12 protein-coding genes are annotated in these 14,531 nt (G+C 43.6%); 7 read left to right on the top strand and 5 right to left on the bottom strand.

Going from position 1 to position 14,531, the window contains the following annotated elements:
* Positions 1-70: 70 nt before the first annotated feature.
* Positions 71-1,705, top strand: a complete 1,635-nt coding sequence (gene groL, locus BW980_RS03990; RefSeq protein WP_076453615.1) for a chaperonin GroEL — start codon at positions 71-73, stop codon at positions 1,703-1,705.
* A gap of 422 nt (positions 1,706-2,127) precedes the next feature.
* Here groL and BW980_RS03985 read toward each other — a convergent pair whose 3' ends face one another.
* The 5 genes from BW980_RS03985 to BW980_RS03965 all read right to left on the bottom strand — a co-directional run bounded on the left by BW980_RS03985 (position 2,128) and on the right by BW980_RS03965 (position 8,409).
* Positions 2,128-2,484: a heavy-metal-associated domain-containing protein gene (locus tag BW980_RS03985; protein WP_076453614.1), complete on the bottom strand. Its 357-nt coding sequence runs from the start codon at positions 2,482-2,484 to the stop codon at positions 2,128-2,130.
* A 24-nt stretch (positions 2,485-2,508) separates the two neighbouring features.
* Positions 2,509-4,746 (bottom strand): TonB-dependent receptor, encoded by a 2,238-nt coding sequence (locus BW980_RS03980; protein ID WP_076453613.1) that lies wholly within the window; start codon positions 4,744-4,746, stop codon positions 2,509-2,511.
* Between the two features lie 17 nt (positions 4,747-4,763).
* Positions 4,764-7,259, bottom strand: coding sequence for a heavy metal translocating P-type ATPase (locus BW980_RS03975; RefSeq protein ID WP_076453612.1), 2,496 nt, complete (start codon positions 7,257-7,259; stop codon positions 4,764-4,766).
* Between the two features lie 72 nt (positions 7,260-7,331).
* Positions 7,332-7,898 (bottom strand): helix-turn-helix domain-containing protein, encoded by a 567-nt coding sequence (locus BW980_RS03970; protein ID WP_076453611.1) that lies wholly within the window; start codon positions 7,896-7,898, stop codon positions 7,332-7,334.
* A gap of 97 nt (positions 7,899-7,995) precedes the next feature.
* On the bottom strand, positions 7,996-8,409 hold the full coding sequence (locus tag BW980_RS03965; RefSeq protein ID WP_076453610.1) for an HYC_CC_PP family protein: 414 nt from the start codon (positions 8,407-8,409) through the stop codon (positions 7,996-7,998).
* Between the two features lie 239 nt (positions 8,410-8,648).
* Here BW980_RS03965 and BW980_RS03960 point away from each other — a divergent pair, with 239 nt between their 5' ends.
* The 6 genes from BW980_RS03960 to BW980_RS03935 all read left to right on the top strand — a co-directional run bounded on the left by BW980_RS03960 (position 8,649) and on the right by BW980_RS03935 (position 14,493).
* On the top strand, positions 8,649-9,725 hold the full coding sequence (locus BW980_RS03960) for a hypothetical protein (protein ID WP_076453609.1): 1,077 nt from the start codon (positions 8,649-8,651) through the stop codon (positions 9,723-9,725).
* Between the two features lie 103 nt (positions 9,726-9,828).
* On the top strand, positions 9,829-10,287 hold the full coding sequence (locus BW980_RS03955) for a GAF domain-containing protein (protein ID WP_076453608.1): 459 nt from the start codon (positions 9,829-9,831) through the stop codon (positions 10,285-10,287).
* A gap of 173 nt (positions 10,288-10,460) precedes the next feature.
* On the top strand, positions 10,461-11,990 hold the full coding sequence (gene purH / locus BW980_RS03950) for a bifunctional phosphoribosylaminoimidazolecarboxamide formyltransferase/IMP cyclohydrolase (RefSeq protein ID WP_076453607.1): 1,530 nt from the start codon (positions 10,461-10,463) through the stop codon (positions 11,988-11,990).
* A 67-nt stretch (positions 11,991-12,057) separates the two neighbouring features.
* Positions 12,058-13,086 carry a rod shape-determining protein gene (locus tag BW980_RS03945; RefSeq protein ID WP_076453606.1) on the top strand — a complete coding sequence of 343 codons (1,029 nt, stop codon included), beginning with the start codon at positions 12,058-12,060 and terminating at the stop codon, positions 13,084-13,086.
* 86 nt (positions 13,087-13,172) lie between these two features.
* Complete coding sequence (gene mreC / locus BW980_RS03940) at positions 13,173-13,994, top strand: rod shape-determining protein MreC (protein ID WP_076453605.1); 822 nt, start codon at positions 13,173-13,175, stop codon at positions 13,992-13,994.
* Positions 13,984-14,493: a rod shape-determining protein MreD gene (locus BW980_RS03935; protein ID WP_076453604.1), complete on the top strand. Its 510-nt coding sequence runs from the start codon at positions 13,984-13,986 to the stop codon at positions 14,491-14,493. Before mreC ends, BW980_RS03935 begins: the two co-directional genes overlap by 11 nt.
* The last annotated feature ends 38 nt before the right edge of the window (positions 14,494-14,531 follow it).

The following is a 14,531-nucleotide window of genomic DNA, read 5'->3' as shown; positions in this document are numbered from 1 at the left end:
TTTTATGAAACAATAAGATCAATTTAAAAAATATCCACCCTGGTGGAAAAAACTAATAGTAATATATATTATGGCAAAAGATATAAAGTTTGATATCGATGCACGCGACGGCCTTAGAAGAGGTGTCGATGCATTGGCAAATGCAGTTAAAGTAACTTTAGGACCAAAAGGTAGAAACGTAATCATCAGTAAATCTTTCGGTGGACCACAGGTAACCAAGGATGGGGTTACAGTTGCAAAGGAAATTGAATTGGCTGACGCCCTTGAAAACATGGGTGCGCAAATGGTTAAGGAAGTTGCTTCCAAAACCAACGACCTTGCGGGTGATGGTACTACTACCGCTACCGTTCTTGCCCAAGCTATCGTAAAAGAAGGCTTGAAGAACGTAGCTGCAGGCGCAAATCCAATGGATTTGAAAAGGGGCATAGACAAAGCCGTTGATGCCATTGTTGAAAACCTGGCCAAACAATCTAAAAAAGTTGGCGATTCTTCGGAAAAAATCAAGCAAGTTGCTTCTATTTCCGCCAACAACGACGAGACCATTGGCGAATTGATCGCCGAAGCTTTCGGAAAGGTTGGTAAAGAAGGTGTAATCACCGTTGAAGAAGCCAAAGGAACCGATACTTACGTTGACGTTGTTGAAGGTATGCAGTTTGACAGAGGTTATCTTTCCCCATATTTTGTGACCGATTCTGAAAAAATGACTGCGGACCTAGAGAACCCGTACATCTTGTTGTTCGACAAGAAAATCTCTTCAATGAAAGATTTGCTTCCCGTATTGGAGCCAGTTGCCCAATCAGGTAAACCTTTATTGATCATTGCCGAGGACGTTGACGGTGAAGCATTGGCTACCTTGGTAGTAAACAAACTTCGCGGATCCCTAAAAATTGCCGCTGTTAAAGCTCCAGGCTTCGGTGACAGAAGAAAGGCCATGTTGGAAGACATCGCTATCTTGACCGGTGGTACGGTAATTTCTGAAGAAAGAGGTTTCTCTTTAGACAATACCACTATCGATATGCTAGGTACTTGCGAAAAAGTTTCTATCGACAAAGACAACACAACCGTTGTTAATGGAGGTGGTGTTCAAAAAGACATCAAGACCCGCGTAAACCAAATCAAATCTCAAATCGAGACTACAACTTCGGATTACGATAAAGAAAAACTTCAAGAACGTTTGGCCAAATTGGCCGGTGGCGTTGCCGTACTTTATGTCGGTGCCGCTTCTGAAGTTGAAATGAAAGAGAAGAAAGATCGTGTTGACGATGCCTTGCACGCCACTAGAGCAGCCGTTGAAGAAGGTATTGTTGCCGGTGGTGGTGTAGCCTTGGTTCGTGCCAAAACCGTTCTTTCAAAAGTAAGCGTTGAAAACGCAGACGAGGAAACTGGTCTACAGATTGTTGCCCGTGCCATTGAATCTCCACTTCGTACCATTGTTTCCAATGCTGGAGGCGAAGGTTCCGTAGTAGTTGCCAAAATATTGGAAGGCAAGGCTGATTACGGTTACGATGCCAAATCTGAAAAATACGTTGAGATGTTCAAAGCAGGTATTATCGATCCTAAGAAAGTAACCCGTGTTGCATTGGAAAATGCCGCATCTGTTTCCGGTATGATCTTAACTACCGAATGTGCTTTGACAGACATTAAAGAAGATGCTCCTGCCGCTGCACCACCAATGGGTGGAGGTGGAATGCCAGGCATGATGTAGTAGCGAGGCACCACAGCCGATTATGAATTGGTTTGTGCTTCATATTATATAATATTAAACCGCTCTTGAACGTACAAGAGCGGTTTTTTTTATACCCTATACAAACAAACAAAAACCATCCTTTTTTAAGGGATGGTTTTCCTGTCCGATATCTAGACCCTACCGGGTCGACCGACTACTTCTTTCTAACACCAGCTATCGGAGCTACCATTTTACCGGACTTTGCCGGTGAAGGCTTAGCAGATGGTTTACCTGTATTTTTTGCTTGTGTCATAGTTTCTACAATTAAATAAAGTAAATCTAAGGTAGACTACTTTTTGTCTCGTGATATCCACTTTGGAAAAAAACGAACCAAAAATAATTCGCACAGGTCAACCTTGCCCGACACCCGACATAAGAAACGAATTTACAGCACCATAACTTTAGTGATGCCCACTATCATCGGTATTGTCTTCCCTATATCTACAACAAGGATGCACACTCTCATAGGCCTCTTCGGTAGCCTTAAGCTCCTTGGTATCGTGTCCAACGGCCACGATAGCCGATTTAATTTTCATGGGATCCGTTTTTCGCTCATCCATGATAAGGGACAATTGATGTGAAGCTATATCCCATGAAGCATACTTGACCCCTTTTACATTAAGGGCCGCCTTTTCTATACGCGCCTTGCACATGGCACATTTACCATTGACATCAAAGGTCATTTTCTTGTTCTTGTCTTGTCCAAATGTCACCATGACCATAAGGGTCATTACCATTGTTACGATCGTTGTCTTCATTTTACTTGTGTTTGTTTATAGTTATTAAATTTTAACCCTGAATCCGCCATAGAACATTCGACCCATTATTGGCGCGTATATGATAGTGGTATCAAAATTAGGGCCAAAAGGATTATCGGCACCCAATACCGGATTATCTTGCTGTACGTTCGACAGGTTTTCACCCCCTACATATACTTCAAACGTATTAGAGAACACTTTTGTTATCTGGGCGTTCATATGGTTGTACGGCGATGAATATGCCGCCAATTGATAGGCCACTGGATTTGAGACGGTGTTGGGCAATCTCTTTTTTCCCATACTATGCAAGGTATAGTCAAATTTCCACTGCGAACCGTTTTCCTTTACCTTGGTCTTATACCCTAAATTAGCAAAAATCCGATGCTGGGCCTGCAAAGGTTTTTGCAGATTACCGCTCTTGTAATCCGTAGACACATCGTAATACTTATAAGCCGTACGCAAATCAAGTCCCGTTAAGAGTTCGTAATTTACCTCTACCTGAAAACTTTCCGCCGTGCTATCGCCATCCAAATTATAGAAGGACACCTCTTGTGGATTTTCCCAATCGACGACCACCTGGTTCTTAAAGTCGGTTATATAATAATCGAGGGCAATATTACCCTTCTTGTTCAAAAAGTTAAAGCCTTGCAAGAAACTCACTCCGTAGTTCCAGGCATCTTCAGGCTCTAGACCGTAAACCTCCCCTCCTTCGCTTAAGATATTGATTTGCCGCGACGATGCAAACAATTGTTGGTTTTCGGCAAAAATATTGGCTGCACGCTTGCCCCGTCCGAAAGATCCCCTTAGACTCCCTTTCCCCCATGGGGTATAACGTATATGAAACCTCGGGGTTACAAAAGTACCCAACCTATTATGGTTGTCTACACGAAGGCCTGCCGTTAAGCTTACCTTTTCCATATTCTCGTAACTGTACTCCATAAAAGCACCAACGGACTTATCTTCCCGTGAATAATCCGTTGTATTCACCAACTCATCATAGCCATCATAGGCAAAGGATAGTCCTGTTTTAAACTTATTTCGGGTATCGCCGATAATCGAATTAAAAAGCAAATTGGTGTATATACTCTCATGATTGATATCATAAGTCTTAAACCCAAAGTACGAATCCTGTTTATGGAGGCTATAGGCCGTTTGAAAGCCGAAACTCTGAAAAGGCAATTCAGGAAAAACGTAGCCCAGTTTCAAGGAAGTATCGAACCTTCGGGTGTTGATTTCACTACCCCATGCATTGGTCGTAAACTTATCGGCATCAGGATTAAAATCTACCTGACCGACCTGCTTCCCATCATTCAAAAAACGCACGTTAAAAAAGCTCACCCATCCCTTTTCGGGATCTTGATACTGCCATCGGTTCATTACATTGATCTGGTCGGCCAGGGGAGCATCGAGAAAGCCGTCTCCTTTATCATCTTCCTTTTGGGTTCTTTTGTTTCCGTGAACATACAGTCCCGTACTCCACTTTTCGTTAAGCTTTTTATTGAAGTGCGCATTCAGCTCATAGCGTCCGTTTTCATTCCCATACCCATTCACAAAAATGGTATTGTCGGTAAGGGGTTTTACCAACTCGGTATTGATCTGGCCCGAAATACTCTCATATCCATTAACTACACTTCCGGCCCCCTTGGTAATCTGAATACTTTCGATCCAGGTTCCGGGCGTAAAGGTGAGGCCATATGCCTGTGAAGCCCCACGGACCATAGGAATGTTTTCTTGGGTAATCAACAAATACGGACTCGTCAATCCCAACATTTGGATTTGCTTGGTTCCCGTTAAACCATCGGATAGGTTCACATCTATGGCGGGATTGGTCTCAAAACTCTCCGCCAAATTACAACAAGCCGCCTTAAGCAGTTCGGCACTGTTTACCGTAACCACGTTCTGCGGACTAAAATAGGCTTTTTGAATATCGTCCCGTTTTTGCTGCACTACCACCTCATCCAAGGTATTGGAAGCCTTTAAGCGCAACCGAAGTGTCTTGGGAGCGTTGACCGTTAAGGTATCGGCCTCATATCCGACATAACTCACAATCAATTTATTGTGTTCTTTGTTATAAGGAATGGAAAATTTTCCGTCAATATCGGTTACCACCCCGATCTGGGAATTCATCCAATACACGTTGGCCCCCGGAAGCCCCAGTTCATTTGATGCCCCCGAATCGATGACTATTCCTTCAACTTTTTCCTGTGAAAAAGCCAACCACGGCAACAGGGCCGCTACCCATACTACTATATATTTATTCATTTATATTTTATTCAATACTATTCATCTATTTTTTTGGTCCGCAAACGCAAGGCGTTCGCTATGACCGAAACCGAGCTAAAACTCATGGCCAAGGCCGCAATCATGGGCGACAACAACAAGCCAAATACCGGGTACAAGACCCCAGCGGCTATCGGTATGCCCACCGTATTGTAGATCAAGGCAAAAAAGAGATTCTGCTTGATATTTTCCATTACCGCACGACTTAACCCATAAGCTTTTACAATACCGTGCAAATCGCCTTTTACCAAGGTAATCGCCGCACTTTCGATAGCCACATCGGTACCCGTGCCCATGGCGATGCCCACATCGCTCTTGGCCAATGCCGGCGCATCATTGATACCATCTCCGGCCACGGCCACTTTTTTTCCTTGGGCCTGTAAGCGCTCTACCTCGGCAAGTTTGTCTTGCGGAAGCATACCCGCCTTAAAATCGGCCAGGTTCAATGCGTCGGCAACCGCCTTTGCCGTATTCCTGTTATCACCTGTCAACATAACCACGGTGATACCGGAATCCTTCAATTTTTGAATGGCCTTTTTACTGGTTTCCTTGATCTTGTCGCCAATCACCACATATCCTGCCGCCTTATCATTTACTGCCAGATACGACACCGTTTTACCTTGTTTTTGGAATACCTCGACCTCGGATTTTAAGGCCTCGGAAATAAGGACTCCGGACCCGACGATCATTTGCTCATTGCCCAAAACCACGGATTCATCACCAATTTTCCCCCGCACCCCTTTTCCGGTCACGGAATCAAAATCAAGTACCTTTAAGACAGTTACGCCCTGGGCCTTACCGTATTGCACGGTAGCATCGGCCAGCGGGTGCTCACTGTATTGGTTCAAGGAAACGACATATTGCCGCACCTTGCTGCCGTCAAAGTCGGCAACTGCATACATCCCTTCCACCGAAGGCCTTCCCTCGGTAATGGTCCCTGTCTTATCTATGACTAGGGTATCTATCCGTGCCATACGCTCAAGGGCCTCGGCATTTTTTATCAAGACGCCCGATTGCGCCCCTTTGCCAACACCTACCATTACCGACATCGGCGTAGCCAGACCCAAAGCACAAGGGCAGGCAATAATCAATACGGCAATGGCATTTACCAAAGCATAAACATATGCGGGTTCGGGACCAAAAATGACCCAAACTATAAAGGTAACCACCGAAACAAAGACTACCGTCGGCACAAAATAACCCGAGATCTTATCGGCCAGTTTCTGAATAGGTGCCTGACTACGACTAGCCTTGTTGACCATATCGATAATCTGTGAAAGCAAGGTCTCCGCACCCACTTTTTCGGCCTTCATTTCAAAAGACCCCTTGCCGTTTATGGTTCCCGAATGCACCGTAGCCCCCTCCTCTTTTTGAACAGGCACCGGTTCACCCGTAATCATGGATTCGTCCACCACACTTTCACCTTCGGTAATAATTCCGTCAACAGGAATTTTATCCCCTGGCTTTACACGAAGCAAATCGCCCTTTACGATCTGATCGATGGTAATGGCCTCTTCTTTACCACCAACGATACGAACGGCTTTATTGGGTGCCAATTTGAGCAACTCTTTCACCGCACTGTTGGTTTTGCTATGGGCACGGGCCTCTAAAAGCTGGCCGAAAAGTACTAGGGTCAAGATAACCGTGGCCGCCTCAAAGTACACATGTACCGTACCTTGATCCGTTTTAAACTGGGGCGGAAAAAAATCGGGCACCAAAATGGCAAAGACACTGAACGACCATGCTACCCCTGCGCCGATACCGATCAAGGTGAACATATTCAGGTTCCACGTTTTTACCGATCGGTAGGCCCTTTCAAAAAACATCCATGCAGCATAAAAAACCACTGGAAGCGAAAGACCGAACTGGATCCAATTCCAATATTTCCGTCCCAAAACATCTTGCAACGGATTACCCGGTATCATATCGGACATGGCAATGATAAAAATGGGCAAGGTAAAGGCCACGGCAACCTTAAACTTGTTCAACAATTTATTATAGGTCTTTTCCTCTGCCGAAATATCGGCCTGTTTCGGCACCAAGTCCATACCACAAATTGGGCAATCGCCAGGGGCATCACGTATAACTTCAGGATGCATTGGGCAGGTGTATTCTTGGGCACGGCTTGGCACCGCACTTACCTCTTCCACCAAATCCATTCCACAAACCGGACAATCACCGGGTTCGGTATAGGTTTTATCGCCTTCACAGTGCATGGGGCAATAAAAAACCCCATTGCCATTTTCTACCTTCCTTGGTTTTTCAACTTTATGATGGTGCGCCCCCTGCTCGTGAATGGAATAGTGCCCACCATCCTTCTCCATGGCCTCTTGTAAATCGACCAAGGACAATTGATCGGTCATTTCCACAACCGCTTCGGCCTTTTCCAAATCGACCGACACCTTGGTCACCCCCTCGACGTTCGACAAGGTCTGCTCTACATGGCCCCTACAGCCATTACAGCTCATTCCGTGTATATGATAGGTCTGTTTCATTATTACAATCTTAAATACACCACAAAATTACACCGTTAATACAGAGTACTTTTGACTAGTTATGGTTAAGGCTTATACAATTTGGTCAAGGGATTTGCGCTCCCAATTCCCCATGTTCCTGTATTCCGTCATTGAATACCCTGTAACCGATTTAAACTGTCGGGCCAAATGGCTGCTACTTTTATAACCTAGGGCATAGGCTATTTCAGAAAAGTTCAATCCCTTCATCTGGATCAGTTCCTTGGCCTTTTCCGTTTTTAGGTTAATGACATATTTTTCTATGGAAATGCCTTCCCTTCTACTAAAAAGCTTGCTTACATAAGAATATTCGCGGTTGATTTTCCCCGACAGGAAAACGGAAACATTGATCTCGTCGCCCGACTTTTCGGAGTCGACAAAATCGATAAGTGCGGCCTTGACCTGCTCGATTATAATATCGGTTTTATCGGACATCAATTCAAAGCCCTTACCCTCCAAGACCTGACCAAGTCGCCGGTGATCCAAAACCTTGTCGGAAGCAATGGTAACCACACCCAGCTCCACATCAAGAAGTGTTGCGCCCAAGGCCTCAAACGACTGCGAAACAATCATTTTACACCGATCGCAGACCATATTTTTTATATGAAAAACTGTTTTCATCAGAACTTTTTTTAGCAAATTCAAAACAATTTGAAGTACATAGGCAGCTTGGCCGCACTTACTTCAAGAATAGGTTGGAAAGGAAACTAAAAATAAATCAGATCAGAAAAACCTGGTCGAGCAACTGGATGTTCTCGACGATTTTAGGAGGATGATATTGTGCGTACGTCTGCTTCCTTTTTGCCAAAGGTTCAAACAAACCAATATAAGCATATGTATAAGCGACCAAAAACATTTTTTGGTCAAGCTGGAAGTCGTTAAAAGAAGGTTTTACATCGTTCTGCCCTTCCATGGCGATTACTTCGCTGGCACAGCATGACGATTTTTCAACAGATGCGGACATATCATCACCCAAAGGCATGTCCATACCGCAATCTTGGGCATCGACAAAAAAAGCAACATCTACCAAATGCCCCATACAATAGTGCTTCTCTACCTTGAACGAAGTGGTAGAAAGCAAGAGTACAATTGCCATAAGGCAAGAAAGACAACGATGTAGTTTTTCTTTCATTAACGCAAATTTATGAAATAAACGACCTAGCCCGGCCCAAACAGCTCGCTTTAACTAAAATTTAGAGATTTCACGACCTCTATCCTACGACATACACATTTGATTATTGCCGTAAAAGATAGCCTCTCATCGTATTTTTTTTACCACTTGACATACTTATAGTCCGTTTTTTGAGTTATGGCATGACGGATTAAACATTCTCCCCGAACAATTAGTATTAAAAAAATAAAGCAGTACAAATGAAAAAAAAATTAAGATCAGTCGTAAAATCAGGATTTGCAGTATTTGCATTAGCCTTTCTAGCAACAAGCTGTAGCACGGATGAAGGCTCTGTTTTCGACTCCCCAATAGATACCGGGGATGAATCCACAATAGCCACCCTAGTCATTAACGAAAACGACGGCTCCAATGATATTTTGGTCGCCGAAGCATCTGGCGAAGTAGGTACGACCGTACCTGGGCGCATCATTTACACGTCTACCAAAAACCAGAAGAGATTATACATCACGCAAAACATCTCCGGTAGCGGAGAGATGCCTTTCAACAACTTCAACATTGAAGGTAAAGACCTTAAAAAAGCCCTTAAAGGCGATGGTTCGGTAGATTTGGATGGAGATACCCAAAAAGCCATTGACTTTACTTTTGAACTTCCTGTGCCCGATATTGACAACGGGGAAATCGTTTACCAATTCTGGACCACAACGGGAAAAGGGGATTTTAGGGATCCTACCAAAAGAAAAGCCCTAGGCGTAGGAACGATTACCGTTAAAGTCGGTAACGGAACCAACCCTACCGCTAACGTACGTGAATTTACAGATATCAAGCTATATGCCCCAGCTGAAGATGGTTCTACCGAAACATTCTTCTCCCTTCTAAACGGTTCCGCATACCGAATAGACAAAGGACCTGAATATAGAGCTTTTTGGGATTTCGGATACTACTATGGCGCCTCAGGGGATTCGGCCAACGACAAAGCCTCATTTGCCTCTACCGCCACGTATAACGATGTATTCCCATTTGACGTTGAAGGACTTGAAGCCGATGCAACGGAAGAAAACGCCGCAACGGAAACGCTGAATAATTTTTACTTGGAACTCTCTAGCAAAACTGCGGCCGATTTTGACGCCATTACCCTTTCGGGAGACTTAAACAATATTAGCAAACCTAATTTTGAAAAGACAACCAACCTTAATGTTGGAGATGTTATCGAATTTGTTGATGAATACAACAAAAAAGGCCTTATTAAAATTACAGAGATCAAGGCCGGATACGGCATTAAAGACTACATTGTCTTTGACGTGAAGATCCAACCTTAATATTTTTAAAAGCAATTGAAAAGGGATGTCGTTGATTCGACATCCCTTTTTTTGTTTCCCATAGTTTTGTTTCCAAAAGCTTATTTTTGCACAAAAAAATAGCATGTTCAACGAATTACGCACCAAGGCCAGCGCCATCCTCAACACCACCGATATAACCGTAGACCAACGCCTTCAAGAGCTTTGCGAGCTATTAAGGGAAACCGTACCCCACTATGATTGGGTAGGATTCTACTTTAAGAACGGCGACAAGGAAGAACTGAAACTCGGCCCCTATGCCGGTGCACCTACAGATCATACCATCATACCTTTCGGCAAGGGAATTTGCGGACAGGTAGCCGTATCTAATCAGAATTTCGTGGTTCCGGACGTACAGGCCCAAGACAATTATATAGCCTGCAGCATTACGGTAAAGGCAGAGATTGTCGTCCCCTTGTTCATTGACGGAGCGAATGTGGGGCAGATCGACATCGACTCGAACACCCCCGACCCATTTACGGAAGAAGACGAGCGTTTTCTAGAATTCATCAATGCCGAAGTAGCCAAAATCTACACTTTCTAGGCCTGTTGAGCGAGCTCTTTTTGGACAAATTCCCCCAATTGGGCCTAAAGACCCCGTAATTTCGGCCTTATCGGTTCAAAACTTTAGAAGTTTTGTTGATAACCTCGCCTGTTTTTTCTTTCAAAAAAATTACTTTTGCGTGTCTTTTAACCAAGTAACAACATCCTATCAAAATGAGCATCAAAAAAGCTTCTTCCGCACTTATTTCCGTATTCCATAAAGATGGATTGGAACCGATTATCAAAAAATTTCAAGAACTCGGCATCACGATATACTCCACCGGGGGAACGGAAAAATTTATAAAAGAGCTTGGCGTTGATGTAATACCCGTTGAAGATGTAACCAGTTACCCTTCCATTTTAGGGGGTAGGGTAAAAACATTACACCCCAAAGTTTTTGGGGGAATCTTGAACCGACAAGACAACGAAAGTGATGTTGCCCAGTTGGAAGAGTTTGAAATACCCCAGATCGATATCGTTATCGTAGACCTCTATCCTTTTGAAAAAACCGTTGCCAGTGGTGCTTCGGAACAAGATATTATTGAAAAAATCGACATAGGTGGCATTTCGCTTATCCGTGCAGCCGCCAAAAACTTCAAAGACGTACTCTGCGTTTCTTCAATGGAAGACTATTCAGACTTCCTTGAGGTCATCTCGAACGGCAACGGAAGTACCAGTCTTGAAGACCGCAAACGATTTGCAGCCAAGTCGTTCAATGTTTCCTCGCACTACGATACCGCCATTTACAATTACTTTAACGGCGAGCAGCAAGAAGCCACACTCAAAATAAGCGAATCTAAAGGCCAGGTATTGCGTTATGGGGAAAATCCCCACCAAAAAGGGTTTTTCTTTGGCGATTTCGACTCTATGTTCGACAAATTGCACGGAAAGGAACTTTCGTACAACAACCTCTTGGATGTTGATGCAGCCGTCAACCTTATGGGCGAATTCAAGAACGACGCCCCTACCTTTGCCATTTTAAAACACAACAACGCTTGTGGCCTTGCCCAGCGCGAAACCATTCACCAAGCCTATGTAGATGCCTTGGCCGGTGACCCGGTATCGGCTTTTGGCGGCATCTTGATCAGCAATGTAGAAATCGACAAAGCTACGGCCGAAGAAATCCACAGCCTATTCTGCGAAGTGGTCATCGCACCGAGCTATTCGGCCGAAGCCCTTGAAATATTAAAAGGTAAAAAGAACAGGATCATTCTGATTCAAAACGACGTGGCCTTGCCAGAGACTTTGGTCAGGACATGCCTTAACGGATATTTGGTCCAAGACAAAGATTACAGAACCGACACCCTTGACGAATTACAGTACGTAACCGACTCAAAACCATCGGAACGCGAATTGGAAGATCTTCTTTTTGCTTCAAAATTGTGCAAACACACCAAATCGAACACCATAGTGCTTGCAAAAAATAAACAATTATGTGCTAGCGGAACCGGACAGACCTCTCGCGTAGATGCCTTAAACCAAGCGATTCACAAGGCAAAAACATTTAATTTCGACCTTGAAGGAGCCGTAATGGCGAGCGATGCGTTCTTTCCTTTCCCAGATTGTGTAGAAATAGCCAATAAAAGTGGTATTTCTAGCGTTATACAGCCGGGCGGGTCTATAAAAGACCAATTAAGTATCGATTATTGTAATGAAAACAATGTATCTATGGTAATGACGGGAACACGTCATTTCAAGCATTAATTTCACTACTTTTACCGATGAAATACACCCCTTATCAAGCTAGTAACATAACCAAAGAAGATTACAAATGGGATTTTTTGATTTCTTGACAGAGGAAATCGCCATCGATTTAGGTACGGCGAACACCCTAATCATTCACATGGACAAAGTAGTTGTTGACAGTCCGTCCATTGTCGCCCGCGACCGAATATCAGGCAAAATTATTGCCGTAGGGAAAGAGGCGAATATGATGCAGGGCAAGACCCACGAAAACATTAAGACGATCCGTCCGCTAAAAGATGGGGTTATCGCAGATTTTGATGCATCTGAAAAGATGATCAATATGTTTATCAAAAACATACCTGCCCTAAAGAAAAAGTGGTTTCCACCGGCCTTGCGCATGGTCATCTGTATTCCTTCGGGCATTACAGAGGTAGAAATGCGTGCAGTTAAGGAATCTTCCGAACGTGTGAACGGCAAAGAAGTCTATTTGATTCACGAACCGATGGCGGCCGCCATCGGTATCGGCCTTGACATTATGCAGCCCAAAGGGAACATGATCGTCGATATAGGGGGCGGTACTACCGAGATTGCCGTAATTGCCTTAGGTGGTATTGTTTGCGACAAATCAGTAAAGATTGCAGGTGATGTTTTCACCAATGATATTATATACTACATGCGTACCCAACACAACCTTTATGTGGGTGAGGCTACCGCAGAAAATATAAAAATCGAAATAGGTTCGGCTACCGAAGACCTCCAGACCCCTCCGGACGAAAAATCCGTACAAGGTCGAGATCTATTGACCGGTAAACCTAAACAAGTTCAGATTTCATACCGTGAGATCGCCAAGGCTTTGGACAAATCGATTCTTCGTGTAGAAGATGCGGTAATGGAAACGCTTTCGCAGACCCCCCCAGAATTAGCTGCCGATATTTACAATACCGGTATCTATCTCGCCGGTGGTGGTTCTATGTTACGCGGACTTGACAGAAGGTTATCGCAAAAAACGGATTTACCCGTATACATTGCGGAAGGCCCCCTACGGGCCGTAGTTAGGGGAACAGGTATTGCACTCAAGAACTTAGAGCGTTACAAAAGCATCCTTATCAAATAAAACCTAAAGATTTCGGGGCGATTTCAAGGGTTTTAATTTTATTGCCATTCGGAATTGCTTCGCAGTTTTCACCAAACAACAAGTGAATGCAGCAGATCATCAATTTTATCATTCGATATAAGAATTTCCTTCTTTATGTCTTTTTGATGATTGTTTCTTTGGGTTTCACTATTCAGTCACATTCGTACCACCAATCGCGGTTCTTTAATTCATCAAACTGGGTTACCGGAAACATCTTAAGAACATCCAATAACGTTTCTACCTATTTCGGCCTTGACCAAGAGAACCAAAAACTCATGGAGGAGAACACCTATCTCCGAAAATTGCTGTTCAACAGAACGCAAATCGATACGACCGTGCTTGATTCGGTTCAACAAACCTATACCATCACTACCGCCAAGGTCATAAAAAACAGCTTTGCCGACCCACGCAATTACATCACCATAGACAAGGGCCGAAAAGATAGTGTTCAACCCGATATGGGGGTAATTACCAGCAAGGGTATTTTAGGCATCATAGAGAACACCTCCAACAATTTCTCTACCGTACAATCTATCCTGAACGAGAAATCGAACATCAACGCCAAGATCAAGAACACCGACCATTTCGGCTCCTTGGTCTGGAACATGAAGCAATACAACATAGTGCAATTGGTCGACATTCCCCGATTGGTCCCACTTACGATCGGCGATACCATTGTTACGGGCGGAATGAGCAGTATTTTCCCCGAAGGCATACCTATAGGGACCATACGAAAGTTTGACCTCAACACCTCTAAAAGTTTTTACAATATAGACGTGGCCTTATTTAACGATATGACCAATATCAAAAATGTCTACATTGTAAAAAACACCTATCGCGAAGAAATTTTAGAACTCGAAAAACAAACGGAGACTAATGGTCAGTAATTACTATTTTTTAAATGTCGTTCGTTTTCTGCTTCTGGTGCTCGTTCAGGTGCTGGTGTTCAACAAGCTGAATTTTTTCGGGTTTATCAACCCCATGGTGTACATACTGTTTCTTTATTGGTACCCTATTAAAGAAAACAGGGCCGCCTTTATCGGACTCGGTTTCTTACTCGGTATAGCCATAGATTTCTTTTCCGATACCATGGCCATTCACGCCGCATCGACCATTACAATCGCCTATATGAGGCCGGCCATTATGCGTTTTGTCTTTGGGGTAAATTTTGAATTTCAAAGTTTTAAACTAAGTAATACCACTAGGGTACAACAAATTACGTTTTTAGCGTTATTGATTATAGTACATCACTTTGTTTTCTTTACGTTGGAAATTTTTAGTTTGGACAATTTCCTCTTAATTTTGAAGAAAGTATTGGCTACAGGTACCGGAACCTTAATTCTTTGTTTGCTTTTTGGCTCACTTTTTAGTGTAAGGAAAGAATAGATCAAATCGCTAATTTGAACTTCTTAAATCATAAATTT

Source organism: Zobellia uliginosa (assembly GCF_900156625.1).
GTDB classification, from domain to species: domain Bacteria; phylum Bacteroidota; class Bacteroidia; order Flavobacteriales; family Flavobacteriaceae; genus Zobellia; species Zobellia uliginosa.
Note: the sequence above shows the minus strand (reverse complement) of the source record. Positions and strands in the feature narration are given on the sequence as shown.

Bases quoted from the DNA above. Each gene is read 5' to 3' on its own strand.
- groL (WP_076453615.1), top strand. From the start codon at position 71: ATGGCAAAAGATATAAAGTTTGATATCGATGCACGCGACGGCCTTAGA.
- BW980_RS03985 (WP_076453614.1), bottom strand. From the start codon at position 2,484: ATGAAGACAACGATCGTAACAATGGTAATGACCCTTATGGTCATGGTG.
- BW980_RS03980 (WP_076453613.1), bottom strand. From the start codon at position 4,746: ATGAATAAATATATAGTAGTATGGGTAGCGGCCCTGTTGCCGTGGTTG.
- BW980_RS03975 (WP_076453612.1), bottom strand. From the start codon at position 7,259: ATGAAACAGACCTATCATATACACGGAATGAGCTGTAATGGCTGTAGG.
- BW980_RS03970 (WP_076453611.1), bottom strand. From the start codon at position 7,898: ATGAAAACAGTTTTTCATATAAAAAATATGGTCTGCGATCGGTGTAAA.
- BW980_RS03965 (WP_076453610.1), bottom strand. From the start codon at position 8,409: ATGAAAGAAAAACTACATCGTTGTCTTTCTTGCCTTATGGCAATTGTA.
- BW980_RS03960 (WP_076453609.1), top strand. From the start codon at position 8,649: ATGAAAAAAAAATTAAGATCAGTCGTAAAATCAGGATTTGCAGTATTT.
- BW980_RS03955 (WP_076453608.1), top strand. From the start codon at position 9,829: ATGTTCAACGAATTACGCACCAAGGCCAGCGCCATCCTCAACACCACC.
- purH (WP_076453607.1), top strand. From the start codon at position 10,461: ATGAGCATCAAAAAAGCTTCTTCCGCACTTATTTCCGTATTCCATAAA.
- BW980_RS03945 (WP_076453606.1), top strand. From the start codon at position 12,058: ATGGGATTTTTTGATTTCTTGACAGAGGAAATCGCCATCGATTTAGGT.
- mreC (WP_076453605.1), top strand. From the start codon at position 13,173: ATGCAGCAGATCATCAATTTTATCATTCGATATAAGAATTTCCTTCTT.
- BW980_RS03935 (WP_076453604.1), top strand. From the start codon at position 13,984: ATGGTCAGTAATTACTATTTTTTAAATGTCGTTCGTTTTCTGCTTCTG.